Source organism: Halobacillus litoralis (genome assembly GCF_009856415.1).
GTDB lineage: Bacteria > Bacillota > Bacilli > Bacillales > Halobacillaceae > Halobacillus > Halobacillus litoralis_C.
This window is the reverse complement of sequence record NZ_WMEZ01000001.1, coordinates 163,520-189,397: the sequence shown is the minus strand read 5'-3', so window position 1 is coordinate 189,397 and position 25,878 is coordinate 163,520. Positions and strand designations below refer to the sequence as shown.

Annotated in this window: 23 protein-coding genes; 5 read left to right on the top strand and 18 right to left on the bottom strand. The window is 43.8% G+C overall.

The genetic code is table 11. The features are described from left to right. Positions 1-174 precede the first annotated feature (174 nt). Positions 175-288: a stressosome-associated protein Prli42 gene (gene prli42, locus GLV98_RS00995; protein ID WP_237417008.1), complete on the top strand. Its 114-nt coding sequence runs from the start codon at positions 175-177 to the stop codon at positions 286-288. A gap of 58 nt (positions 289-346) precedes the next feature. Here prli42 and GLV98_RS00990 read toward each other — a convergent pair whose 3' ends face one another. From GLV98_RS00990 to GLV98_RS00940, 11 genes are all read right to left on the bottom strand, one after another. Next, positions 347-865 (bottom strand): L,D-transpeptidase, encoded by a 519-nt coding sequence (locus GLV98_RS00990; protein ID WP_160911189.1) that lies wholly within the window; start codon positions 863-865, stop codon positions 347-349. Positions 866-901: 36 nt separating this feature from the next. Further along, the gene (locus GLV98_RS00985; protein ID WP_160911187.1) at positions 902-1,852 is read right to left on the bottom strand and encodes an aromatic acid exporter family protein; all 951 of its coding nucleotides are present in this window, start codon (positions 1,850-1,852) and stop codon (positions 902-904) included. Between the two features lie 132 nt (positions 1,853-1,984). Then, entirely contained in the window at positions 1,985-2,416 is a 432-nt protein-coding gene (locus GLV98_RS00980) for a BrxA/BrxB family bacilliredoxin (protein ID WP_160911186.1), read from the bottom strand. 322 nt (positions 2,417-2,738) lie between these two features. Continuing rightward, positions 2,739-4,058: a 2-oxo acid dehydrogenase subunit E2 gene (locus GLV98_RS00975; RefSeq protein WP_160911185.1), complete on the bottom strand. Its 1,320-nt coding sequence runs from the start codon at positions 4,056-4,058 to the stop codon at positions 2,739-2,741. 19 nt (positions 4,059-4,077) lie between these two features. Continuing rightward, positions 4,078-5,061 carry an alpha-ketoacid dehydrogenase subunit beta gene (locus tag GLV98_RS00970; RefSeq protein ID WP_160911184.1) on the bottom strand — a complete coding sequence of 328 codons (984 nt, stop codon included), beginning with the start codon at positions 5,059-5,061 and terminating at the stop codon, positions 4,078-4,080. Between the two features lie 15 nt (positions 5,062-5,076). Beyond that, positions 5,077-6,069 carry a thiamine pyrophosphate-dependent dehydrogenase E1 component subunit alpha gene (locus tag GLV98_RS00965; RefSeq protein ID WP_160911183.1) on the bottom strand — a complete coding sequence of 331 codons (993 nt, stop codon included), beginning with the start codon at positions 6,067-6,069 and terminating at the stop codon, positions 5,077-5,079. A 19-nt stretch (positions 6,070-6,088) separates the two neighbouring features. Next, complete coding sequence (gene lpdA / locus GLV98_RS00960; protein ID WP_160911182.1) at positions 6,089-7,510, bottom strand: dihydrolipoyl dehydrogenase; 1,422 nt, start codon at positions 7,508-7,510, stop codon at positions 6,089-6,091. Between the two features lie 15 nt (positions 7,511-7,525). Continuing rightward, entirely contained in the window at positions 7,526-8,611 is a 1,086-nt protein-coding gene (buk, locus tag GLV98_RS00955; RefSeq protein ID WP_160911181.1) for a butyrate kinase, read from the bottom strand. A 14-nt stretch (positions 8,612-8,625) separates the two neighbouring features. After that, positions 8,626-9,729 (bottom strand): branched-chain amino acid dehydrogenase, encoded by a 1,104-nt coding sequence (gene bcd, locus GLV98_RS00950; protein WP_160911180.1) that lies wholly within the window; start codon positions 9,727-9,729, stop codon positions 8,626-8,628. An 11-nt stretch (positions 9,730-9,740) separates the two neighbouring features. Next, positions 9,741-10,643 (bottom strand): phosphate butyryltransferase, encoded by a 903-nt coding sequence (gene yqiS / locus GLV98_RS00945; protein WP_160911179.1) that lies wholly within the window; start codon positions 10,641-10,643, stop codon positions 9,741-9,743. Between the two features lie 102 nt (positions 10,644-10,745). Next, the gene (locus GLV98_RS00940) at positions 10,746-12,821 is read right to left on the bottom strand and encodes a sigma-54 interaction domain-containing protein (RefSeq protein ID WP_160911178.1); all 2,076 of its coding nucleotides are present in this window, start codon (positions 12,819-12,821) and stop codon (positions 10,746-10,748) included. 135 nt (positions 12,822-12,956) lie between these two features. Here GLV98_RS00940 and GLV98_RS00935 point away from each other — a divergent pair, with 135 nt between their 5' ends. Genes GLV98_RS00935 through GLV98_RS00925 form a run of 3 tightly spaced genes read left to right on the top strand, consistent with a single transcriptional unit; the run spans position 12,957 to position 15,883 of the window. Continuing rightward, positions 12,957-13,193, top strand: coding sequence for a DUF2627 domain-containing protein (locus GLV98_RS00935; protein WP_160911176.1), 237 nt, complete (start codon positions 12,957-12,959; stop codon positions 13,191-13,193). A 42-nt stretch (positions 13,194-13,235) separates the two neighbouring features. Further along, on the top strand, positions 13,236-15,143 hold the full coding sequence (locus GLV98_RS00930; protein ID WP_160911174.1) for a DUF294 nucleotidyltransferase-like domain-containing protein: 1,908 nt from the start codon (positions 13,236-13,238) through the stop codon (positions 15,141-15,143). Further along, the gene (locus tag GLV98_RS00925) at positions 15,143-15,883 is read left to right on the top strand and encodes a 3'-5' exonuclease (protein ID WP_160911172.1); all 741 of its coding nucleotides are present in this window, start codon (positions 15,143-15,145) and stop codon (positions 15,881-15,883) included. Before GLV98_RS00930 ends, GLV98_RS00925 begins: the two co-directional genes overlap by 1 nt. 628 nt (positions 15,884-16,511) lie before the next feature. Here the strand turns inward: GLV98_RS00925 and GLV98_RS00920 are convergent. After that, on the bottom strand, positions 16,512-17,861 hold the full coding sequence (locus GLV98_RS00920) for an aspartate kinase (RefSeq protein WP_160911169.1): 1,350 nt from the start codon (positions 17,859-17,861) through the stop codon (positions 16,512-16,514). Between the two features lie 207 nt (positions 17,862-18,068). Here GLV98_RS00920 and GLV98_RS00915 point away from each other — a divergent pair, with 207 nt between their 5' ends. Next, positions 18,069-18,350: a hypothetical protein gene (locus tag GLV98_RS00915; RefSeq protein ID WP_160911167.1), complete on the top strand. Its 282-nt coding sequence runs from the start codon at positions 18,069-18,071 to the stop codon at positions 18,348-18,350. A gap of 40 nt (positions 18,351-18,390) precedes the next feature. Here the strand turns inward: GLV98_RS00915 and spo0A are convergent, their stop codons facing one another. The 6 genes from spo0A to dxs form a co-directional block, all read right to left on the bottom strand. Next, complete coding sequence (spo0A, locus tag GLV98_RS00910; protein ID WP_160911165.1) at positions 18,391-19,170, bottom strand: sporulation transcription factor Spo0A; 780 nt, start codon at positions 19,168-19,170, stop codon at positions 18,391-18,393. 241 nt (positions 19,171-19,411) lie between these two features. Beyond that, entirely contained in the window at positions 19,412-20,662 is a 1,251-nt protein-coding gene (gene spoIVB, locus GLV98_RS00905) for a SpoIVB peptidase (RefSeq protein ID WP_337193692.1), read from the bottom strand. Between the two features lie 235 nt (positions 20,663-20,897). Beyond that, positions 20,898-22,622 (bottom strand): DNA repair protein RecN, encoded by a 1,725-nt coding sequence (recN, locus tag GLV98_RS00900; RefSeq protein WP_160911163.1) that lies wholly within the window; start codon positions 22,620-22,622, stop codon positions 20,898-20,900. Between the two features lie 16 nt (positions 22,623-22,638). Then, a complete protein-coding gene (ahrC, locus tag GLV98_RS00895) occupies positions 22,639-23,088 on the bottom strand; it encodes a transcriptional regulator AhrC/ArgR (protein ID WP_160911160.1) in 450 nt (149 codons plus the stop codon). A gap of 63 nt (positions 23,089-23,151) precedes the next feature. Then, positions 23,152-23,976 carry a TlyA family RNA methyltransferase gene (locus GLV98_RS00890; protein ID WP_160911158.1) on the bottom strand — a complete coding sequence of 275 codons (825 nt, stop codon included), beginning with the start codon at positions 23,974-23,976 and terminating at the stop codon, positions 23,152-23,154. A gap of 4 nt (positions 23,977-23,980) precedes the next feature. Next, complete coding sequence (gene dxs / locus GLV98_RS00885; RefSeq protein ID WP_160911156.1) at positions 23,981-25,873, bottom strand: 1-deoxy-D-xylulose-5-phosphate synthase; 1,893 nt, start codon at positions 25,871-25,873, stop codon at positions 23,981-23,983. Positions 25,874-25,878 lie beyond the last annotated feature (5 nt).

Genomic DNA, 25,878 nt, shown 5'->3' with positions numbered 1-25,878 from the left:
AAAGGCCTCCTTATTCAGTCCATTCACACTACTAGCATACCAGAAATGAAGCGCTTACCTATCTAAAAATTGTTATCATTCACAATTTTATTGTAAATGATTTCACGCCCTTGTCCAATTTCTCTTTTTTAGGTAGAATGTCAGTAGGATTGACTGAGAAGGAGGTTACACACCTTGGCTACAAAAAAACGTTCAAAACGCGAACGCCGTATGAAAATTGTGATCTATGTCATGATTTTGTCCATGCTTCTATCCAGTGCATTGGCTGGCGCGAGTTTCTTCTTATAATAAATGAATGGAAAAAGCCGAAGGGATGGAACATCCATCCCTTCGGCTTTCTTACTTTCTAGAGTTGTTTGTGTAATTTGTTTTCTTCCCAGAAACGATATAATTCAGGCATTCCCTTTTCACTATCGACAATCAATACATCCGCCTCAGCAGGAACCATCTCAAATAGAGCCTCAACATCCTTGTTGTTCATCCGGATACAGCCTGCTGAGACTGATTTGCCGATGGAATCCGGTTGATTCGTTCCATGAATGCCATAAATTCTACCGTCAGTTCCTCTGGCATCAAACCCGATCCACCTGCTCCCTAGTGGATTTTTTGGATCTCCACCTGGGATGTCTTTTTTTCGATAGTATGGATCTTTGGCTTTCACTTTCACATTGAACTGGCCCTCCGGCGTCAAGTCCTTCGTCTTCCCAATGGCCGCAGGAGCCTTGAAGAGAACTTGATCGCTTTGGTAGAGCACAACCTCATGGGTCGCTTTATTTACAATGATAACGGGCTCAGCCGGCGTGTGAGGAGGAAGTAAAGGGTTTAATAAACTGAAAAGTAAAAGGAAGCTGTACAACGGGATCATCCTCTTTTATTAAGAGTTTCCCCTCACTGTTTCCCTCTATACATCACTCTTTTTGAACGATCGTTTAATGATGAGATAGTCTTCTATTTCATTTAATAAATGGAAGAGGCTCGCTCTTACTTCAAACTCTTCCCGCGTTTCCGGCAGTCGGTCTTCCCGGAATTCCTCTTTCATCTCTTTTAACATTCTCAAATAGATAACGGCTGTATTCCCGGGATGAACCGCATCAGCTAAATCATCGAAAAACTCCGCCATGCGAATGCCATGGATGTCAGAAGACGATATACGGCTCACGAGAGGGAGCATACGTTCCAGAAGTTCAAACTGTTTGGTTCGCATATGAAAATAGTGATAAAAATGATTGTGAGCACGCAGCAAATGATTTTCTACGTCCCGATAAGAGAGTGATTTCGCTTTCTCCAGAAGATTCGCAGTCTCCGTTAACTCCTTGCCTGTCCAATCATTATCTCCATTTCGTAAAAATTGAGCAATCTCTCTCAAAATAACGGAAAAGTTGCTTTCCACCTGCTTTCGATACTGATTTAACTTCTTCTCCAGACTGGGCATATATAAATTCAACAGCAATGCTGTTCCAATCCCTACTATGATCAATAACACTTCGTTCCATATAATACTCCACCCGATATCCCCTGAACCGTAGAGGTGAAGGATGATGACGGAGCTGGTTACGATTCCAGGTGTGATTTTGAACCAAACCGTCGCAGGAATAAAGGCAAACAGCATCAATCCGATTGAAATGGGATTGTATCCTAATAGCTCAAAAAAGGCGAATGAAAATCCCATCGCTAATAAACAAGCGGAAAAACGATGCCACGCACTTAAAAAGGAACGTTTTCTAGTAATTTGGATACAGAGAATGGTTAAGATCCCCGCTGAAGCGAAATTCTCCAGCTGAAGCATCTGAGCAATCCATATGGCAAATGGTGTTCCCAATGCCGTCTTAATGGTCCGATATCCTATTTTCAATCCTGTGTTCACCTCTATTCTTTCTATAGATCGCTGACCTAAGAAGACCAAGCGTTCAGTTATGTAATGGAAGGATATTACGTAAAAAAGGATCTTTGCTTTATAAACAAAGATCCTAAGCTTATTGTATTCTTATACTTCCTCGCAATACTCTTCAAAACTGCGTTGAAGCTTTCCGATGACTTCCATTGGTTCAAATCCTTCAATGTCGTGACGCTCGACCATTGTCTGGATTTTACCATCTTTCAAGAGTGCGAAAGATGGGGAAGAAGGTGGATATCCTTCAAAATATTCGCGAGCACGATCTGTCGCTTCACGATCCTGCCCAGCAAAAACCGTCACAAGGTGATCCGGGCGCTTATCGTAGTGAATCGCATGAGCAGCTGCCGGACGGGCAATGCCGCCTGCACATCCACATACAGAGTTAATCATAACAAGTGTCGTACCTTCTTTATTTAGTGCCTGATCGACATCCTCAGGTGTCGTCAGTTCTGTATATCCTGCTTGTGTAATTTCTTCACGTGCTTTTGAAACAACGTCGTTCATAAAAATATTAAAATCCATTTGACATGGCCCCTTTATAGAAATGCTATGAACATTTTACCAAGATATCTGACATCTTTCAATTGAATTGTCTATGATTTCGAGATACTTGAAAGAGCATAGAGACCTTTGGGAAGAGCTCACTTTCCTGCGGGAGCCTCCCTCTTCCCAAACGCCCCTTACCATACAGGGTTCTCGAAATCGCAAAAGTCATCTAAAAGTAGGTCCCACACACATTATACCTTCTATAAAAGTTTCGAAACGAATCACCTATGAGAGAAAAAGCCTTGATGAATAGGATGATAAAAAGCTGTCCTCCATGTTGGGGGACAGCTTCATTGCATTAGTACACAGATGTGTTGTCTTCTGACATTTTCTCTAGAATCTCTTTCACGCGGGCAAGGAAGTTGCCGGCGACGAGGCCGTCAAGAACACGGTGATCTAGGGATAGACATAGGTTGACCATGTCACGCGCACCGAACATGCCATTCTGATAAACCGGCTTTTTCACAATGGATTCTACTTGCAAAATAGCGGCCTGAGGGTGGTTGATCACACCCATGGATTGTACAGAACCGAAAGATCCTGTGTTATTGACAGTGAAGGTACCGCCTTCCATATCTTTCGATGTCAACTTGCCTTGACGGGCTTTGTTGGCAAGGTCGGTAATGTCTTTAGCGATACCTTTGATGCTCTTTTCATCAGCATCTCTAATGACAGGGACGAATAATTGGTCATCTTTAGCCACAGCGATGTTCAAGTTGATAGCTTTACGCTGAATGATCTTATCTCCTGCCCACATACTGTTCAACTGTGGATACTCTTTCAATGCTTGAGCGACAGCTTTTACAAAGAAAGCGAAATAGGTCAGGCTGAAGCCTTCCTGTTGCTTGAACTGATTTTTCTTGGCATTGCGGAGTTCAACCAGATTCGTAACATCTACCTCAACCATCATCCATGCATGTGGAATTTCCGTCTTAGACTTCACCATGTTTGCAGCAATGGCTTTACGGACACCTGTTACAGGGATCTCGATATCCCCTTCACTGGCTTGTACATTCGGTGTCTGTGGTGCAGAAGCCGAAGCTGGAGCAGCTTTCTGCTCTGCTTGTGCAGGTTGCTCGGCAGGCGCTTCTGCTTTTTCTTCTCCTGCTTTAGGAATATCTCCGCTCGCAATGATTTTCTCAATATCTTTACGCGTAATTCGTCCACCGCGACCGGAACCATCGACTTGATTCAAGTCAATATCATGTTCCTGTGCAAGCGTCATGACCGCTGGAGAATACCGCTTTTTATTGCCTTTGTCCTGTTTTTTCTCGGGTTTCTTGGAAGCTGAAGGCTTTTCTTCAGCGACCGGCGTTTCCTGAGCAGGAGCCTGTTTATTTTCTTCCTCCGCTGGTTCTTCGGCAGACCCTGCTGCGCCTTCTACTTCGATATGGCACATGAGTTCACCGACTTCAATCGTATCCCCTTCAGATGCGACGAGCTCTTTGATCACGCCGGAAAAAGAAGATGGGACTTCTGCGTTCACTTTATCTGTCATGACTTCTGCAATAGGATCGTATTTATTCACCTGATCACCAGGTTGGACAAGCCACGTGCTGATCGTTCCCTCTGTGACACTTTCACCAAGCTGAGGCATATTGATTTTTTCTAAACCCACAGGAAATCTCCTCCTTCAATTAAAATTCCGCGAGATCTCTCATCGCTTTTTCTACTTTATCGGGATTCATCATGAAATGCTTTTCCATCGTTGGTGCATAAGGCATCGATGGTACATCCGGCCCTGCCAGTCGCTGCACAGGAGCATCCAGGTCGAACAGGCAGTTCTCACTGATGATGGCAGATACCTCTGAGATGATCCCACCTTCTTTATTGTCCTCCGTTACAAGCAGGACTTTACCCGTTTTGGATGCTGCTTCGATGATTCCTTCTTTATCAAGCGGATATACAGTACGCAAATCAAGAATATGTGCATCAATACCTTCTTCAGCCAACTTCTCTGCTGCCTGCAAAGCAAAGTGGACACATAGCCCGTAGGTAATAACCGTAATGTCCGAACCTTCGCGCTTTACATCTGCTTTCCCGATTGGAAGCGTATAATCCTCATCAGGCACTTCCCCTTTGATCAGACGGTAGGCACGTTTATGTTCAAAGAAAAGGACTGGATCATTGTCACGGATCGATGCTTTTAACAAACCTTTAACATCATACGGAGTCGATGGCATCACAATTTTCAATCCTGGCTGATTCGCAAAAACCGCCTCAACGGATTGGGAATGGTAAAGAGCACCATGGACACCGCCGCCGTAAGGAGCACGGATTGTAATCGGAGCACTCCAATCGTTATTGGAACGGTATCGGATTTTAGCGGCTTCAGAAATAATCTGGTTGACCGCCGGCATGATAAAGTCAGCGAACTGCATCTCGGCTACCGGACGCATGCCGTACATAGCTGCACCGATCCCAACTCCAGCGATGGCGGATTCAGCTAGTGGCGTGTCAAGAACTCTGTCTTCACCAAATTCATCATACAGACCATCTGTCGCGCGGAATACGCCTCCACGTTTTCCAACATCTTCACCAAGGACGAACACTTTTTCATCCCGCTTCATTTCTTCTTTCAAAGCTTGAGTGACGGCTTGAATATAAGATATAACTGCCATTATTGCTCCCCCTCCTTACTCTTCGTACACATATTTCATGGCTGATTCCGCTTCCGCATATGCCGCATTCTCGGCATAGTCAGTCGCTTCATTGACGATTTCACTGATTTCGTCATTCATTTCTTTTTCCTTCTCATCCGTTAGGACACCTGTGTCACGCAAGTATTGGGCAAAGGTGACGATCGAATCCTTTTTCTTCGCTTCATCCACTTCTTCGCGCTCCCGATAGGTACGATCATCATCATCACTGGAGTGCGGAGTAAGACGATAGGAAACAGTCTCGATTAGTGTCGGTCCTTCTCCATTACGGCCGCGATCCGCTGCTGCTTTCACCGCTTCATAAACGGCTAGAGGATCATTGCCGTCTACTGTGAAACCTGGCATACCATAACCGATAGCGCGGTCAGAAACTTTTTCACAGGCCAACTGCTTCGATACCGGAACAGAAATGGCATACTTATTGTTTTCAACCATAAATATAACGGGAAGCTTGTGTACACCTGCAAAGTTCGCACCTTCGTGGAAATCACCTTGGTTGGAAGAACCTTCACCGAATGTTACGAGAGAAACGAAGTCTTTCTTCTCCATCTTCCCTGCCAAAGCAATACCTACTGCATGGGGAACTTGTGTAGTAACGGGTGATGAACCGGTAACGATTCGGTTTTTCTTTTGACCAAAGTGGCCTGGCATTTGACGGCCACCAGAGTTCGGATCTTCTGCTTTTGCAAAACCAGAGAGCATCAAATCTTGAGCGGTCATACCGAATGCCAGAACAACACCCATGTCACGGTAGTAAGGCAGAGCATAATCTTTTTCACGATCAAGAGCGTAGGATGCCCCTACTTGGGCAGCTTCCTGACCTTGACAGGAAATGACGAATGGGATTTTACCTGCGCGGTTCAATAACCACATCCGTTCATCAATTCTTCTTGCTAACAACATCGTACGAAACATGTCCAATACTTGATCATCACTTAAGCCTAGAGCTTTATGGCGATTTTCAGCCATGAGGATCCCTCCTTCTTATTTATCCGTGGATTTGGTTGCCGTCGACGGCCATAGCCGCTTCCCCGATCGCTTCAGAGAGCGTTGGGTGTGGGTGAATCGTTTCAGCGATTTCCCAAGGAGTCGCATCAAGAACTTGAGCCAAGGCTGCTTCTGAAATCATGTCTGTTACATGCGGCCCTATCATATGCACGCCTAATAGGTCATCCGTTTCTTTGTCGGCTACGATTTTGACAAAGCCATCGGTTTCTCCGTGTACGAGCGCTTTCCCGATCGCTTGGAATGGGAACTTGCCTACTTTCACATCGAACCCTTTCTCTTTTGCCGCCTTTACCGTCAAACCGACACTTGAAACTTCAGGGTTCGAGTAGATACAGGATGGCACTTGTTCCTGATTCATCGGATGTGGATTCTGATTAGCCATATGTTCGACAGCGATCATTCCTTCATGAGAGGCTACGTGGGCCAGCTGCATGCCTCCGATGACATCACCAATCGCGTAAATGTGGCTTTCTTTCGTCTGGTAGACATTATTGGTTTGAATCATCCCGTTTTCGACTTGAATATCTGTGTTTTCAAGACCGATATTATCAACGTTCGCTGATCTCCCGACAGAAACCAACATGCGTTCCGCTTCATAAGTAACCGTCTCGCCGTCCACTTCTGCGTTAACTTTTACACCAGCGTCTTTTTCAATCGTATCAGGAAGAACCTTGGCGCTCGTAACAATGTCGACGCCTTTCTTTTTCATCTGCTTCAACATTTCCCTGGAAATATCTTCGTCTTCGGTAGGAAGAATGTTTGGCAAATACTCAAGAACTGTCACTTTAACACCGAAATCTGCAAGCATAGAGGCCCACTCGATTCCGATGACCCCTCCACCGACGATGATGATGGATTCAGGTAGTTTTTCCATATGAAGAGCTTCATCAGAACTCATGACAACTTCACCATCGATTTCAAGTCCAGGCAATGACTTAGGACGCGAACCTGTCGCCACTAACACATTTTTAGGAATCAACATTTCGTTTTCTTCCCCATTGTTCATCTCCACAGAGATCGTTCCTGCTGTCGGTGAAAAAATAGATGGGCCCAAAATACGGCCAAAACCTTCATAGACATCGATTTTCCCTTTTTTCATCAATCCTTGAACACCTTTATGTAGTGTGTCTACAATCGATTGTTTCCGTTCTTGGACTTTCGTGAAATTCAAGGTTGTATTTTCTGTAGTAATCCCATACTGATCCGCTTCTTTTGTCTGTTTGAATACTTCAGCACTTCGAAGCAATGCTTTCGAAGGGATGCACCCTCTGTGTAAGCATGTTCCACCAAGTTCTCTTTTTTCTACAATCGCTGTTTTCAAGCCTAATTTTGAAGCTCGGATGGCGGCGACGTAACCGCCTGTGCCACCTCCGAGAATGACCAAATCGTATTCTTGTGCCACCTTGGATTCTCCTTCCTATTCTTGAAAGTTAGGATATTGTTTTGGAACTTCTTCTTTATTAAGGACACGCAGGGTCCCCTCATTCAACGCTTCCAGCTCATTTTCTCCAGGATAAACGAGGACATCTGCAATCCAATGCACGCGTTTTGAAATTTCTTCAACAAAGGCTTTCCCGTATGCAAGTCCACCCGTGAGCGCAATCGCATCTACTTTCCCTTCCATAACGGCACTCATACTTCCTATTTCTTTGGCAATTTGGTAAGCCATGGCGTCAAAGACAACTTTCGCTTTTCGGTCACCATTGGCAACCATCTCTTCAACTTCACGGGCATCGTTTGTATCCAAGTAAGCCATAAGGCCCCCTTGCCCGACCAATTTCTTCATCACTTCGTCGCGATAATATTGGCCGGAGAAGCATAAGGAAACAAGGTCACCAGCAGGAACGGTCCCCGCACGCTCTGGTGAAAACGGTCCGTCTCCATGTAAACCATTGTTAACATCAATCACTCGACCTCCAACGTGGGCTCCTACCGTGATTCCCCCACCCATATGAGTGACGATCAGGCGCGCATCCTTATAGGACAAGCGGAGGTCGGCTGCTGCTCTTCTCGCGACAGCTTTCTGATTCAAAGCATGGAAAATGCTTTTTCTCGGTATTTCAGGCACCCCAGAAACACGGGCTAATTCATGGAGTTCATCCACCACGACCGGGTCGACGATATAAGCTCCAATGTTCAACCCTTGAGCAATTTCATTGGCAATGATCCCGCCAAGATTTGACGCATGTTCTCCATTGTATCCATTTTTCAAGTCTTCAAGCATCGCGTCATTGACCTCATACGTCCCACCTTCGATCGGACGCAGCAATCCCCCTCTTCCGCAGACGGCACTCAGTTTGCTAATGTTAATGCCTTCGCGGTCGAGCTCTTCTAGAATGACCCGTTTACGGAATTCATATTGATCAATGACGCGCTTGTATGAACTGATCTCATCCGTTGTGTGACGGATGGTTTTTTCAAAAACGACTTCCTGATCATCAAAGACTCCGATCTTCGTAGATGTGGAACCTGGGTTGATGACCAGAATACGATGTGTTTGCAATGCCTAAACCCCCGTTAACCGTTCTGTCTTCTGCTTAAGATGTGTTGACCATTTTGAAGGAACTGACTGCGGGACCTGCGCATACGTTCAATCCGTTCTTCTGCCATACGGTCTGCGGCTGCATATGTTGGAATGTTATCGCGACGTGAAATTTCAAATACGCGGGTTACGTTGTCATAAATTGTTTCTACCCGCTTCATCGCACGATCTTTATTATATCCGTGAAGCTCATCCGCTACGTTGATGACCCCACCTGCGTTAATGACATAATCCGGCGTATAGACGATGCCTTTTTCATGAAGAATATCGCCGTGTTTTGTTTCTTTTAATTGATTATTCGCCGCACCTGCTACGACTTTCGCTTTCAGTTGTGGAATGGTTTCATCATTGATTGTTGCTCCAAGAGCACAAGGGGCGTAAATGTCACAATCCACACTGTAAATATCGTCCGGATCAACCGCTTTCGCTCCAAACTCTTCTACTGCACGCTGAACCGCTTCTTTGTTGATATCTGTAACAACAAGATTCGCTCCTTCTTCGTGGAGATGGCGGCAAAGAGTGAAGGCGACATTCCCGACACCCTGGACGGCTACCGTTTTCCCTTCCAAGGAATCCGTGCCAAACCCTTCTTTCGCTGCCGCTTTCATACCACGGTATACTCCGTAAGCAGTCACTGGTGAAGGATTTCCTGAAGAGCCGAATGCAGGAGAGATCCCTGTCACATAATCCGTTTCCTCATGGATTAGATCCATGTCCTGAACGGTTGTTCCTACATCTTCTGCAGTAATGTAGCGACCATTCAGTCCTTGAATATAGCGACCAAAGGCGCGGAACATCTCTTCATTTTTTTCTGTTTTAGGGTCTCCGATGATGACCGTTTTCCCTCCACCGAGATTGAGTCCGGCTGCAGCATTTTTGTAGGTCATCCCTTTTGCCAAGCGAAGGGCATCTTCCACTGCATCGTCTTCAGAAGCGTATGTCCACATACGTGTGCCTCCAAGGGCAGGCCCAAGTGTTGTATCATGGATGGCAATGATAGCTTTTAGTCCTGATTGTTCATCTTGACAAAATAACAATTGCTCGTAATCGTACTCTTGCATATAACTGAAAATTTTCATTTTGGTTCCTCCTATTGTTGACTGGCTTGTAAAGCTAAAGCCAGTGAATAAATTTTACTTTGAGCATCATCCGCTCGAGACGTCAATACAATTGGAGCTTTAGCCCCACTGATGACGCCCGCCACTTTTCCTTTGGCGAAATATATGAATGACTTATATAAGGCATTGGCCACTTCAATGGATGGCACGACGAGGATATCGGCCTGTCCCGCTACTTCGGATACGATTCCTTTTTGTTCTGCTGCTTTTGGATCGACCGCATTGTCAAAAGCAAGGGGACCATCAACGATACAGCCCTTCAGTTGCCCGCGTCTGTTCATTTGAGTAAGCATCGCAGCATCTTGAGTGGCTGTCATCGAAGGGTTCACCACTTCTACGGCAGCTAGTGGAGCGACCTTCGGGTTTTCCCAGCCTGCCCGAGTAGCTACTTCTACGGCATTATTGATAATTTGAACTTTTTCCTCCAGACTTGGCGCGATATTCATCGCAGCGTCTGTGAGGTAAATCAATTTATCCCTGCCTGGAATTTCAAACAAAGCGACGTGAGACAATACCGAACCTTTCCTGAGTCCGTATTCTTTATCCAGGACCGCTTTCAACAAAGATTTTGTATCAATATGGCCTTTCATGACGACATGAGCTTCGCCAGAGTGGACGGCTTTTACAGCCACTCGTGCACTATCCTTTTCACTTGCATGAATCACTTCAATGCCTTCCTGTGATAAATCCAAATCAACAGCTTCTGATTTCCTTTCAATCTCTGTTTGATCTCCTACAAGAAAGAACTCAGCTAGTTGGGATGCCCGGGCCATTCTTACTGCCTTCAATACTTCTTCATCTGCAGCTTGAGCCACAGCGACCGTTTTCGGTGAACGACGGTCTATTTGATCGACTAATTCATCTAACTTTTTCATGCGTCACCTCTTCCCCTCTTCTATACATGCAATATTCATGCCAACTCCAAGAAACATCAAATCAGGTGCACTTGGAGGTTTCACCACCTGCAAAATGCTGCACTACGAAAAATTTTGCATGCTATTTTTGTCTAATTGATATTTTTCTAATTTATAATACAAGTTCCGAATCGAAATCCCTAAAGCTTTAGCTGTTTTCGTTTTATTGAAATCATGAGACCGGTAAGCATCGGCAAGTAAGCTCTTTTCATATTCATCTACGGCCTGCTGCAAAGTTTCTCCCAGCCACGGCGCATTTTCCGTAGGCCTTCCAGATTCCGTTGTTGCCTTTTTCAGCCGAGGAAGGTGCTCCACCTTTATCGTATCTTCCATATTCTCCATATAAATCATCGCTCGGCCGATAATGTTTTCTAACTCTCTCACATTTCCCGGCCAATCATATTCTTTCAACATACGAAAAGCTTCCTCATCCACCGAGGTGACATGCCTTCCATAATCCTCATTCAACTTCTGAATCAAGTGGTCGGTCAAAAGCTGGACATCTTCAATTCTTTCACGAAGGGGAGGAATGTAAATCGGCAGCCGGTTCAGGCGATAATAAAGATCTTCACGGAAGTTCTTATTCATAATCGCTTTTTCCAAATTGACATTGGTGGCAGCAATTACACGGACATCCACATGGACAGGCTTCGTACCTCCGACACGGATGATTTCGTTCTCTTGAAGAACCCTCAGCAATTTCGCCTGCATCGGCAATGTCAATTCCCCGATTTCATCGAGAAAAATACTCCCGTGATTCGCTTCTTCGAACAAGCCCTTTTTACCGCCTCGTTTCGCTCCAGAAAAAGCACCATCTTCGTAACCGAACAATTCACTTTCCAGTAAAGATTCAGCTATAGCCGCACAATTGACACGGATAAACTTATTATGGCGCCGCTTGCTCTCGTTATGAATCGCGTGAGCGAAAAGTTCTTTTCCTGTGCCCGACTCCCCTCTTAACAAGACGGATGCAGGTGTGCGCGCCCCGACTTTTGCTTGTTCAAGAGCTAAGGTCATTTCCTGGGAATCCCCGATGATATCATCGAACGTGTACTTCGCTTCCAAGCTGCGAATGATTTGTCTCGCTCTTTTAAGTTCACTCGTCAACGCTTGGATTTCCGAAACGTCATGAAGGACTCCGACACTCCCCTTCAACTTTCCATCGACGATGACAGGAGCGACATTGACGAGCACGTCTTTTTTGGAAGGTCCCACCTTCATGCGCACCCCACGGACAGGCCTTCTTGTACGGAGGACTTTCATGTGCATACTTTCGCCTTCAGAAATATCGACCGTTGCCGGCTTCCCAACGATTTCTTCTTCAGAAAGTCCGGTAATCCTCGTATATGCAGGGTTAATCATTAAACCGCTTCCATTTTCATCGACAACAGAAATCGCCTCATCCGAAGATTGAATGATTGCTTCGAGCATCGTTTTCACTTCTTTAAGGTCTGTAATTTCCTCAGCAAGGTTGACGACTTCCGTAATGTCTTTAAAAACAGCAAAGGCCCCGATGACTTTTTGATCTTGGCCAATCATAGGAATCCGAGTGGTCACTACTTTCTTCCCATTGCCTAAAGTAAGCTTTTGATTCACTTCTTCTTCGCGGGAGGCTAGAACTTGAGGCAGCCTTGAATCTGGAATGATTTCATTTATGGGTTCGCCAATCATCGTCGAACGCCCCATACTTACAATGCGCTCCGCACTGCGATTGATGAATGAAATTTCACCCTTTTCATCTATAACAATCATTCCATCGTGAATGCTGTTTAAAATCAGATGCTGATTTTCCGTCTGCTGCTTCAATTTTTGCACGAGCGATTCCTTTTCTTCCAATAATTCTGCAGTCACATAAGCGACCGATCCTGGAATGACGACCGTCGAGCGCTTTCTCGTTTCACGGATTTCATTGAACACGTGTTCTTCCCCTGTAGCTTCGATCACGATATCAATTTCTTTATGTATCCAATCTTGCCACTGACGATCAGTAGAAATCCCGAAACTCTCAGCGAGCGCTATCCCCGGCGCCTTTGGGTCGATGTCTGTTACCGCAACCACTAACATTCGATCCATCTTCTTCAACAATTTCAACAGGGCGGTTCCACCTTTCCCCGCTCCGACAATCAACACACGTTTCATTTCACCACACCCTGCAACTTTTTGCGTAACTTTATCGTACCCTAATCTGCACATTTTAGCAAGTGTGTCTATAGTTCCCACCGGCCCTGCCATTTGATATACTTATTCATGGATTGAATTAAAGGAGTTACGAGTATGCGATTAATTGCTTTACTTTTATTAGTCACGCCAGGTGTCACCGCCGTTTATGGAATAAAATTGATTCGCGATGCTCTTTTCGGAGAATTTCACACCATCTTTTTTCACATCGCCATCCAAGGTCTTGTAGGGATTCTATTTGTAGTTGGAGGTTTGGCCTTTATTGGTGGCTTCATCCTCCACAGGGACAGAAAACGAAACTTGACCAAAGGACGGTTCAAACAAAAAGATTAGGCCATAGTGAAAACAACAACTGCATTGAAGGAGTTTTGCTCTGTGACAGAGTTTGAAATGTTTAGAAAGCAATACCCTTTCGATTTGCTTTCTGAAGAAGAGTTTGAAGAAGTATTTGGGAAAGCCATGGTCAGAGAATTTTCAAAAAACGAATTCATCATCCATGAAGACCAAGAAGATGATACGATCGATATCCACTTTATGGTCTCCGGACTTGCTAAAAACATCATGCATCGGTCGAACGGCCGACAGTTATCGGTAAGGTTCTATTACCCCGGAGACCTGGTAGGTGTGATGATCCTCCTCACAAGCGGAGAAATGCGATTCTCGGTTCAAGCTTTAGAACCAATCAAAACCATTTGTTTTGAGCGTGAATCCTTCTTGAAAGTGATGTCCAACAACAATCACTTTTCAAAAGTCGTGATGGATGGGATCAGCCACCTGATGAAAAGCTTATACGATGAAGTAAAATATAAGAGCTCTACGACAGATGAGCAGGATGATCGTGAACTGTACAAAAAACGTGCAGACGCTTATATGGAACCGCCTACGTTCATACATCCTGAAGCCTCGATCGAAAAAGCTGCCCGTATGCTCCAACAGCAAAAGATTGAGGCTTTGATTGTAAGTGATGACCAACAATCCATGCTCGGTATGATTGGATATGGTGAAATTCTGAAAGCTTACTTTGAGAACGATCACAGAAACCCAGTCAAAGCTTATATGTCTGAAGAAGCCTATGAAATTAATGAGCAGGAATTCATCTATGATGCTTTGAGCTATTTGAAGCACCACCCTACAGAAATTATCCCTGTTCTTCATAAGGATAAGGTCGTCGGAATTTTAAGACAGTCTTCATTTTTCACAATTAAGAATTCCGTATACTTCGACCTGACGTACAAAATTTCAAATGCTATTACTATTGAAGAAATCAAACCGTTGTCGCCGATTCATAATGAACGCTTCCAAAAATTCGTGGCGGGTTTGATTAAAGATCATATGTTTGCTTATGACATTGCAGAGTTGATGACGAACTACAACGATCGTATCCACAAACAAGTCGTGCAAATTGCAGAAGACGAAATGATCCGTGAGGGACATGGAGCTCCACCGATCAATTACTGTTTCCTGGTCATGGGCAGTGAAGGACGGAAAGAACAAGCCTTTTCCACGGACCAGGATAATGCCATCATTCTTGCCGACTACGAGAACAGTAAGCACAAAGCGAAAATCGAAGCATACTTCGAAATCTTCACCAATAAAATCAATGATATGTTGAACGATTGCGGCTTTCCTTACTGTACAGGCGGCATTATGGCAAAAGAACCGAAGTGGCGTCAGCAAATGAGCGATTGGCATGCGAGTATCGACCAGTGGATTAACAAAATGGATGCAGAAGAAATCCGTGATTTTACCATTTTCATGGACTTCCGTCCGATTACTGGCGATTATTCTCTTGCCTATGATCTAAAGAAATATGTAACCAAACGCGTTCAAAAATCTTTGAACCTGCATCAATTGCTTATGAAAGACACGCTTCGTTTCCGAGTCCCTGTCCAGCCATTCGGAAGAATTTCTGGTATCGGAAAAAAACGGACGCTTAACTTGAAAAAGTCAGCCATTATGCAAATCGTCAATGCCATCCGTATCTACAGTATGAAATATGGAATTGAAGAGATTAATACCGTAAACAGGCTGGAAGCATTAGCTGAACAGGAACGTTTCCACCCCCGGGATGTGGAAAATGCGAAAACAGCCTTGCATCGTCTCATGTTGTTTCGGCTGAAAGCCAATCTGCAACAGTTAGATGACGAAGAACCGTTGAGCAATGATTTAAAACTAGGACCTATGAATAAAGAAGAACGTCGATCACTTAGAGAAGCGCTCATTATCGCCAAACGCCTGCAGCAGGTACTGGAATTGAGCTATAACCGAAATCGGGTGGTCTGATGCTGCCAGTTGACTTACAAATTATCAAGTATCTGCTTTTTGAGAAACCGCTGTACTATTTCAAGATTAAACCTTATTTGAAATGGCACACATACAGTGAATTAGAAAAGCAGCTGACCATTTTTAATAAGAAGGAAAGTTTTCATCAGAAACCTTTAAAGGACTTGGACTTTACGATCTTTGACCTGGAGACAACCGGATTTTTACCGGAGATTGGACATGAGATCATATCTATAGGTGCAATCAGACTTCAAGGACTGCATGCTTGTCGAATGGAAAAGTTCCATCAGGTGATCCGACCGATTCGTCCTGTCAACAAACAAACCTTGCGTTTAACAGGGTTATCCCGTGAGCGCCTCAACAATGCCAGCCCTTTCATTGAAGGTTTCCAAAACTTCATGGAATTCAGCGAAGGATCTGTTCTTGTTGCCCACCCTGCAAAATTTGATATGCGGTTCTTAAAAGCCATGTTGAAAAGATGGAAGCTTCCTGATTATGAACCCCACGTGATCGATTCCCAGCTTATGGCGCAATGGCTCCTGCCGAATGTAAGGCACCAGCTCGACCCTTTGCTAAAGTATGTAGGCATTGATAAAAGGGAACGACACCACGCATTAAATGATGCCATTATGACGGCCGAGTTATTTCGATATTTGCTTTCTAAAACGATCGACTATGATGTTCACACATTGGAACAACTAAATAAAGTTTTAGCTCAACAGAAAAAAACGAAGCAGTGACAATCACTGCTTCGTTTTTCTGTCTATTTCACCTAAGCTCCCGATTGTGGAAGACTCAGTTTCAAGATAACCGGGGTTCGTTTGCCATATAGGCGGTCAGGGGTGGCTGGGAAGCTACTCGCTTTCCTGTGGGGGAGTGGCGAGCTTCCTCGGGCGTTCTGCCGCACTAAGGGATCTCGCCGATCTCCTTTTTCCCACGGGAGTCTCGCAGCTTCCCAACCACCCCATTCATTGTATGTGAGAAACGCCCCCCTTTAAAAAGTTGGATCTTCTTCCACTATCCCAATGTTAGAAGCAAAAAGCGCTCTACATCAAGCTTTCATGCTCAAAATGAACAGGGGGGATAGGTTATATTACTCGATTCACTTGAGTATATAACCGGAGTTGCCAAGAAGTGGTTTCGAGAAACTGATATAGCCAAGGGGCGGAGGGGAATGGGGAGACTCCTGCGGGAAAAAAGTGCATGGTGAGACCCCACAGGACACAGTCCGAGGAGGCTCACCGCGCTCCCGCGGAAAGCGACTCATTCCCCGCAGCCCCCATCCACCCAACATAAGTCTCGAAACTAAGTCTTACACAATCCTGCCATATACTTTAATAACTTCCTTCACCATTAAAGATAGGAAGCCTATTCGAAGAATGTTCGATACAGCGATTGGACGGCTTTGCCTAAACTTGCGGATTTGACACCGAACATCATGGAAACTTCTGATGAACCTTGGTTAATCATCTCAATATTGACCTCTGCCTCACGAAAAGCTACGGCTGCTCGACTGGCGATACCGATCGTCTGGTTCATTCCTTCCCCTACGATCATAATCATGGCCATTTCCCTTTCAATCAAGACCGTATCCACTTCCAACTCTTCTTTAATCCGACTTACGACCTTCTCCTCTTTTTCAGGTGGTAGTTGATGTTCACGAATGACGACCGACATGTCATCGATTCCAGACGGAGCATGTTCAAAGGATACTTCCTCATCTTCTAAAATTTGAAGCAACCGACGACCGAAACCGATCTCGCGGTTCATTAAGTATTTACTTACATATAAGTTTAAAAATCCATCATCACTGGCAATCCCGACGACATGACTTTCCCTTTCCGGTAGATCAGCCACAATCATCGTCCCAGGTGCTGATGGGTTATTCGTATTTTTTATGCATACAGGAATCTTTTCTTTAAATGCAGGAATGAGAGCTTCGTCATGAAAGACTGAAAAACCTGCATAAGAAAGCTCGCGCATCTCACGATAGGTTAAGGAGGTTAACTCTTTTGGTCGATCTACAAACATAGGATTCACACAATAGACGGAATCGACATCCGTAAAGTTTTCATACAAATCCGCTTTTAATCCTGCTGCAACAATCGACCCGGTGATATCGGACCCTCCCCGGGAGAATGTCACCAATTCACCCTCTGGTGTATAGCCAAAAAATCCAGGAATAACAAGGATTTCATTACGATGTCTCAAGCTATACAATTTTTCAAAACTTTCTTCTAAAACCAACGCGCCACCAGGTTGGTCCCGGACGAGAATTCCTGCTTCTTTTGGATTTACATAAGAGGCATCAGACCCACTCTTTTGTAAATATGCACTCACAATATGGGCAGAACCATCCTCTCCACAAGCCTTCAAGGCGTCAAGCGCATGCTCAAAACCATTTTTCACCAGTTCGATCGCTTCATCAATTTTATCTTTTACTTGCTCGACCACATGGAAAGAAAGATCCAGCTCCTCGGTCATCGATTGAAAGCGATCGATGATTTTTTTATAAACCGTCTCATCCATCTGATGCATTTGTATAGATGTACCTAAAGCGATAAGGAGATCCGTTACTTTTTCATCATTGCTATGGCGTTTTCCTGGAGCTGAGACGACAACTACGCGCCTTTCCTCATCTAAATCAATAATATTTTTCACTTTTTCAATTTGTCCGGCATCTGCGAGAGAACTGCCTCCGAATTTTACGACTTTCATTTATACAACACCCCATTAGAGAACGAAAGTAATTAATAATTAAGAATTGTATCACAAAAGAGGTGTATAGTTGAACAAATTTTAGAAAAAAAACAAATGATTAGCGAAATTTGGCGATAACATGGGAATTTTTACATTTATTCTATAAATTTGTTACATCTTTTGGTATTTTCAGATATGATGGATGATAACAGGAAGGGTGGTTCTATGGTTTTAAAAAGGGATGGATTTGGTGGATCCAGGTATTATCCCGAAAATAGCGAATTATCCATATTATGTACATACAAGGATCAAGGACACACCTTTGTCATTATTCAATATTTGGACCTTCCTTTCAGTTATCGGTTGATCAACAGAGATGGATTATTTTTATTAGAGGAAGAGCTCCTCAATTTTTTATGCAACCAACTTGATGAAATTGATGCAGGTATATATGAAGATGTTTCCCTTGCCAAAGAAATCACTGAATTGATGACAACACCAAAATAAAGCACGAAAGATGTTTTTTACATCTTTCGTGCTTTTTCCATTAGCTGGCTTTGTGCTCTAAACGCAAGCGGTCCGCCACCATGGCGATGAACTCGCTGTTTGTCGGTTTTGCTTTCGTGTTGGAGATTGTATAACCGAATAGAGAAGAGATAGCATCGATATTCCCTCGATTCCAAGCTACTTCAATCGCATGCCTGATGGCACGCTCCACTCGGGATGCCGTCGTGTTATATTTCGTTGCAATATCCGGATAAAGGACTTTTGTAATTGATCCTAGAAGTTCAAGGTCATGGTAAACCATTGTTATGGCTTCTCTCAAGTACTGATAACCTTTAATGTGTGCAGGCACACCCACTTCATGAATAATGTGAGTGATACTTGTATCAAGGTCAGGTTTTCTCGATTTGGTTGATGTGTAACTGTTCCCCAATGCACGATTGATCGGGTCACCGGCATGTTTAATCTGACGAACTTGCTCACCAAGGTGGTCAAGGTCGAATGGCTTCATCATGAAGTAAGCTGCTCCAAGTTCCACCGCTTTCTTCGTGACTTCTTCCTGACCGAACGCCGTCAACATAATGACTTCAGGATGCTTGTCCATGTCTTTCAATTTGTTCAAGACAGCAAGACCGTCTAAGTGCGGCATGATGATATCCAGAATCAATACATCCGGTTTCTTCTCCTCGACCATTTGAAGACAATCTTTCCCATTATAGGACGTGCCTACGACATCAATATCCGACGCATCATCAAAATATTCCTCAAGTAGCTTTACAAGCTCACGGTTATCATCAGCCAAACAGACTTGAATCTTTTCCATTTATTTTTCCTCCTTACAAAATAGTCCTTCTTTTTTCCGTAATACACATATTCGACATCCAGGAATTTAACCCTCTTTTATTATAACAAAAAAATTTCAATATTTGAGATTATCTTGAAAATGCTTTAAAATACTCATGAATTCGTACAAATTCGACATCTATTTATAGCGTCTGTCGAAATATGTCGAATGCATTTATCATCCATTTCATAAAAAAAAGAAGAGCCCTTAGGAGGCTCTTCTAACTTGCTTTTTGTTTATCGATATTATCTTCGTATAATTCAATTCCGGCTTCTTGTAGCATCCATTCAATGTGTACACCATACCCGCTTGTCGGGTCATTGACGAACACATGAGTGACTGCACCAATAATTTTCCCATTTTGAATGATTGGACTTCCACTCATCCCCTGAACAATACCACCTGTTTTATCAAGCAGTTCAGGGTCTGTGATTTTGACAATCATCCCTTTTGTAACCGCGGATTTTTTCGGCATGTTACTGACGATTTCCACATCAAAGGTCTGCATTTCTTCACCATCTAACACAGTCATGATTTGTGCAGGTCCTTCTTCGACTTCTTCTGCGAATCCGACAGGGACTCCTTTAGGATACGTTTCATTCTTCATATCCCCGTCCAATTCTCCAAAAATGCCGAATGGTGTGTTTTTTGTGATCGTGCCTAAACGATCATCGCGTAAAGAGAACTTTGCTTTTTTCTCGCCAGGAATTCCCTGACTTCCTTTTTCAATAGAGGTTACGTGGGAACGAACAATGGTTCCTTCATGGATCTCAATAGGTTTCTTTGTATCCATATCCGAAATCACATGGCCAAGTGCTCCATATTTCTTCGTTTCTGGGTCATAAAACGTCATCGTTCCAATACCTGCAGCTGAATCACGGATATAGAGACCAATTTGATATTCCTCTTCCTGGGCGTTAAAGACAGGGGTTAAAGAGGTGGAAATCATTTCTTTCCCTCGCTTGATCTTTAGTTCAATAGGTGTCTCCGCTTCGCCGGACTCTTTGACGATGGAGGACAGCTCTTCCATACTATTGAGTTCTTGACCGTTACCTTCAAGAAGAATGTCACCAACGAGGACATTCGCTTCCTCTCCCGGTGATTTTTGCGTCTCTTTTTCTCCCTTGACTAAATGGTGTCCGACAACTAGAACTCCTTTTGTATGCAATTCAACCCCCACCGACTGGCCGCCAGGAATTAAACGGATGTCACGCATTTGAGTAACATCCGTTTTCTTGAGCGGAACTCCGGCGAACTCATAAAATACTTGGTGATCATCAGTGGATGAAAAAGCAGTTAACGCATCTGTATCTTCAAACTCAGAAGAGACTTCTGAATCATTGGATGCACTGATTTTTACATCGGTAGGGATGGACAGATAATCATGAACAGGGGCGATCAAAGGTAAAATGAGCATAAACAGCAGGAGAACGGAACCACATATATATTTAAATGTCTGTTGATCTTTCACGGGTTCACACTCCTTATCACTCCAGTACCAACTAAATGGCTTACTTATAATGTGGTCTTCCACAAGCATTTTTAAACGAGCATAATCACAGTAATTATAGTACCCTTTCCCTTGTGTAGAAACATTCTCCAACGTATATGTAAAGATTGGAATATGAAATACAATTTTGCGAAGACTACATAATAGAAAAGATAAGCGTATGGATCTAAGATCCATACGCTTATCTTTTGTTCAATCAACGTTTCTTATGTTTATCAGCCATGAGTAGCAGTTCCCGCGCATGTTCAACCGTTGTTTCCGTAAGTTCTGCGCCTGTAATCATTCTTGATATTTCGTCCGCTTTCTCATCGTATGTCAATTCTTTTGCTGCTGTATGAGTTCGATCATTATCCACTCTTTTTTCAATTCTTACGTGAGTATCGGCCATAGCAGCTACTTGTGGGAGGTGTGAGATACACAGGACTTGTGAGCCTTCCGATATCCCGTAGATCTTTTCAGCAATCGCTTGGGCCACTCGACCGCTTACACCTGTATCTACTTCATCGAAAATCACACTTGTAACTCCTTGATGTCGTGAAAAAATACGCTTCAAAGCGAGCATAATCCTCGACATTTCTCCTCCTGATGCAACTTTATGTAATTCTTTTAATGGTTCTCCTGGATTCGTGGTTATTAAAAATTTTACGATGTCTATCCCATTCGGGAGCAGTTGCACAGGGTTACCGTCGAGTTCAGGATCGGATTTACGACCTTCTTTCAAGTTGATATCGACAGCAAAAGATGCTTTTTCCAAATATAAATCCCTTAACTCTTCATGGATATATTGGGATAAAGTCCCCGCTGAACTCGTCCTAATGTCATGAAGGGCTTTGGCCTCCAGCACAGCATCCTGACCCAGCTCATGAATTTCATTCTCCATCTTATTCAAGTGAGAATCCTTATTTTTTATCTCATCGATCTCTTCTTCAATTCTCGAAGCATATTGAAGCATATCATCGACGGTTGCCCCATACTTTTTCTTCAAACGGTTCAATTCGTTTAAACGGGATTCAATTTGATTTAAACGTTCAGGATCAAATTCAAGCGCCGCCATTTGATTACTCAATTGGAAGGTCAACTCTTCAATAATATAGTAGGAGTTCGACATTTCTTCTGAAAGTTTCGCCAGTTCCCCGTCCACATCTGCCGTACTCTCTAGAGATGTCATGGCATGACTCAGCCAGTCCAGCCCTTTTTGTTCGCCATATAAGGAGTAATAAGCATCATGGATTCCTTGATAAATCTTTTCGTAATTCATCAACTTTTTACGCTCTTCCGAAAGTTCGTCATCTTCAAGGGGCTGCATTTCAGCTTCTTGAAGTTCTCGTAGCTGGAATTCAAGCAAATCCAAACGTTGCGCCATCTCCTGCTCATTTTCACTTAATTCCTTGTAGCGTTTCTTCAGGACACGGTATTTATCATATACCCGTTGGTACTCATCCAAGGAAGGTTTCATATCGTCCCCTGAAAAAATATCCAAGAGTTCAATGTGACGGTCTGGATCCATCAGTGATTGTGTTTCATGCTGACTATGGATATCGATTAACGAATGACCGAATTCTTTCATGATCCCAAGGGTGACCAGCTTCCCATTGACCCGGCAAATGCTCTTTCCTTGATGGGTAATGGTCCGTTGCAGAACCACCATACCATCTTCATCAATATCTACACCAAACTCTTCTCCCACTTTATGAATGGGATGATCGCTTCCAATAGTAAACAATCCTTCAATCTCGGCTTTTTTTGTTCCATGACGCACGAACTCGACAGACCCTCGTCCACCAGATAGCAGTTGTATGGCATCGATAATGATCGATTTACCCGCACCTGTTTCCCCTGTGAGTACGGTGAGACCTTCTTTGAACGTAATTGAAATTCGATCAATGATTGCAAAATCACGAATAGACAATTCTGTTAGCATGAAACTTCCACCTCAGTTATAACATATTGAGCAGCTGCTCACTTATCGTTTCTGTTTGTTCTGCACTGCGGCAAATGATCAGACATGTATCATCCCCACAAATCGTGCCCATGATTTCATCCCATTCCAAATTGTCGACGAGCGCTCCTACCGCATTCGCGTTTCCTGGCAGCGTTTTTAAAATGATAAAATGTCCCGCCTGATCGATGCTGACAAACGCATCCATCATTAAACGTTTTAATTTCTCAAAAGGATTAAACCGCTGATCCGCCGGCAAGCTGTATTTATAACGCCCATCCATCATAGGTACCTTGACCAAGTGTAATTCTTTAATGTCCCTTGAAACTGTAGCTTGAGTTACATTATAGCCCATACCCTTTAATCGATCGACTAACTCATCTTGAGTTTCAATGTCGTCATTCGTAATCAATTCCCTAATTTTGATATGACGTTGTCCTTTGTTCATGACCATCCTCCGTTTCCAGTCCTTCCATAAGAAAAGGGCTTTTCATAAGCCCTTTTACGTTCATTATGCGTTTTTACGGTGCGCTTCATGCGCCTCTTCAACGACCGCTCCGATATTGATTTCTTCTGAAATTCCACCTTGTGTATCCCCATTCAAACGTAAATGGACAAGGAATTCGATATTCCCGTCTCCGCCTGTAATCGGCGAAAAAGTGAGTCCATGTACAGAATAGCCGTGTTGGGTTGCAAAATCAAGAATATTTTCAATCACCTGTCTATGTATGGACGGGTCTTTGACAATTCCTTTTTTCCCCACCTGTTCACGTCCAGCTTCAAATTGAGGTTTGATCAAGGCAACGACATCGCCTTCTTTATCCAAAAGCGTTGCTAATACTGGAAGAATGATTCGTAACGAAATAAAGGAAACATCAATCGAAGCAAACTGTGGTTGTCCTTCCTTCAAATCGTCTTTTGTCACGTACCTGAAATTTGTTCTTTCCATCACGATGACTTGTTCATGGTTACGAAGACCCCAGTCCAACTGGTTATAACCGACATCAATCGCATAACTTAGCTTCACTCCATTTTGTAAGCCACAATCTGTGAAACCACCGGTAGACGATCCGATATCAATCATCACTTTATCCTGCACGGTAAGGTCAAAAAACTTTAAGGCTTTTTCTAGTTTCAACCCGCCCCTGCTTACATAAGGAATAGCTTTGCCTTTCACAGTAAGCTCTGAGTCTTCCTCTATTTTTTGTCCCGGCTTATCCAGGCGGACTTGATTATGAAAAACAAGTCCGGCCATAATGGTTCTCTTAGCCTTTTCGCGCGTTTCCACGTATCCTTTTTCTACTAATAATACATCTAGTCTTACTTTTCTTCCCATATCCTTAAGCCCTTTGCTGTTTATTCGGTATCATTTGTTTCAAATTTCGCACGACATGATCGGTCGTTAAGCCGATTTCTTCCCAAAGCTTTTGGACACTGCCATGTTCGATGAAGCGATCCGGTACACCCATACGCTTGACCCATTGCGAGGAGTATTCATGTTCCTCTGCAAACTCTAAAACGCTTGAACCGAATCCACCCTGAAGCACTCCTTCTTCTATAGTAAGAATCGGCATACCCGCTTTCATGATGTCATGAAGCATCGCATCGTCCAATGGTTTGATAAACCGCGCATTCACGACTTTTACTGAACGGCCATCCTTTTTCAACTTTTCACTAGCTTCAAGAGCCATATCAATGGTCGTACCAAAGGTCAGGATGACGGCATCCGTTCCTTCTTTTAAGATTTCCCAACTTCCAATCGGAATGATCTCAGGCTGTTCATCTGTCTGAACACCTTTGGCATTTCCTCTTGGGTAACGAATCGCAAAAGGACCATCATCATAGTGGGTGGCAGTATGGACAAGGTGTTGCGCCTCATTTTCGTCCTTAGGCATAGAAATGACAAAATTAGGAACAGATCGTAGGAAGGCAATATCAAATACTCCCTGGTGGGTCTCGCCATCAGCCCCTACCAATCCAGCTCGATCGATTCCAAAGATCACATTCAGCTTTTGTCTTGCTACATCATGGACGACTTGGTCATACCCTCTTTGCAAGAAGGTGGAATAGATAGCCAAAAACGGTTTCATTCCCTGAGTAGCTAGACCTGCTGACATTGTTGTTGCGTGCTGTTCAGCTATACCTACATCAAAAAGACGATCGGGAAACTCTTCCCCGAATTTCTCTAATTTAGATCCGAGAATCATCGCTGGTGTTACAGCAACGATACGATCATCTTTCTTCGCTTCTTTGCGTAAAGCTTCACTGATGACAGAACTCCAAGCAGGTGGAGCATCCACAGGCTTAATTTTCTCCCCTGACTCCATTTTATAAGGTCCTACACCGTGCCATTTGTCTTTCACATCAGTCTCTGCCGGGTGATAGCCTTTACCCTTCTGTGTCATTACATGGACGATGACAGGTCCGTCCGTCTTTTTAGCGTAATTCAAATTCTCTATTAAATCATCGAAATCGTGCCCATCTACCGGACCATAATACGTAAACCCAAGCTCTTCAAAGAACATACCGGGTACCACAAAGTACTTCATGCTGTCCTTCAGACGTTCAGCAGCCTGCGCAATTCTTCCTCCGACAGCTGGGATTTTCTTTAATACCCATTCTAGGTCGTCTTTTACGCGGTGGTATTTTCCAGCGCTTCTCATCCTACCTAACGCACCGTGAAGAGCCCCCACATTTTTAGCGATCGACATCTCGTTATCATTGAGGATAACGGTTACATTCTTCTTCTCATGTCCGATGTGGTTCAAGGCTTCTAAAGCCATTCCACCTGTTAGTGCTCCATCACCGATGATCGGTAAAATGGAATGGTTTTCTTTTTTCAGGTCCCTTGCAATGGCCATTCCCATAGCTGCAGATAAAGAGGTGGAGCTGTGTCCTGTCTCCCATACATCATGCTCACTTTCGTCACGTTTCGGAAAGCCGCAGAGCCCTTTATATTGGCGGAGCGTTTCGAATTGACCACCGCGACCTGTCAAGATCTTATGGATATATGATTGGTGACCGACATCCCAAAGAAAACGGTCTTCCGGGCTTTTATATACTTTATGAAGAGCGAGGGTAAGCTCAACGACCCCCAGGTTCGCCCCCAGGTGGCCTCCTGTTGTAGCCAGGTTTTCTATGAGAAACTGCCTCGTTTCATCTGCCAATTGTTCAAGTTGGTTCGTATTCATATCCTTCAGAATTGAAGGGTCTTTAATTTTACACAGATCCATTGAAG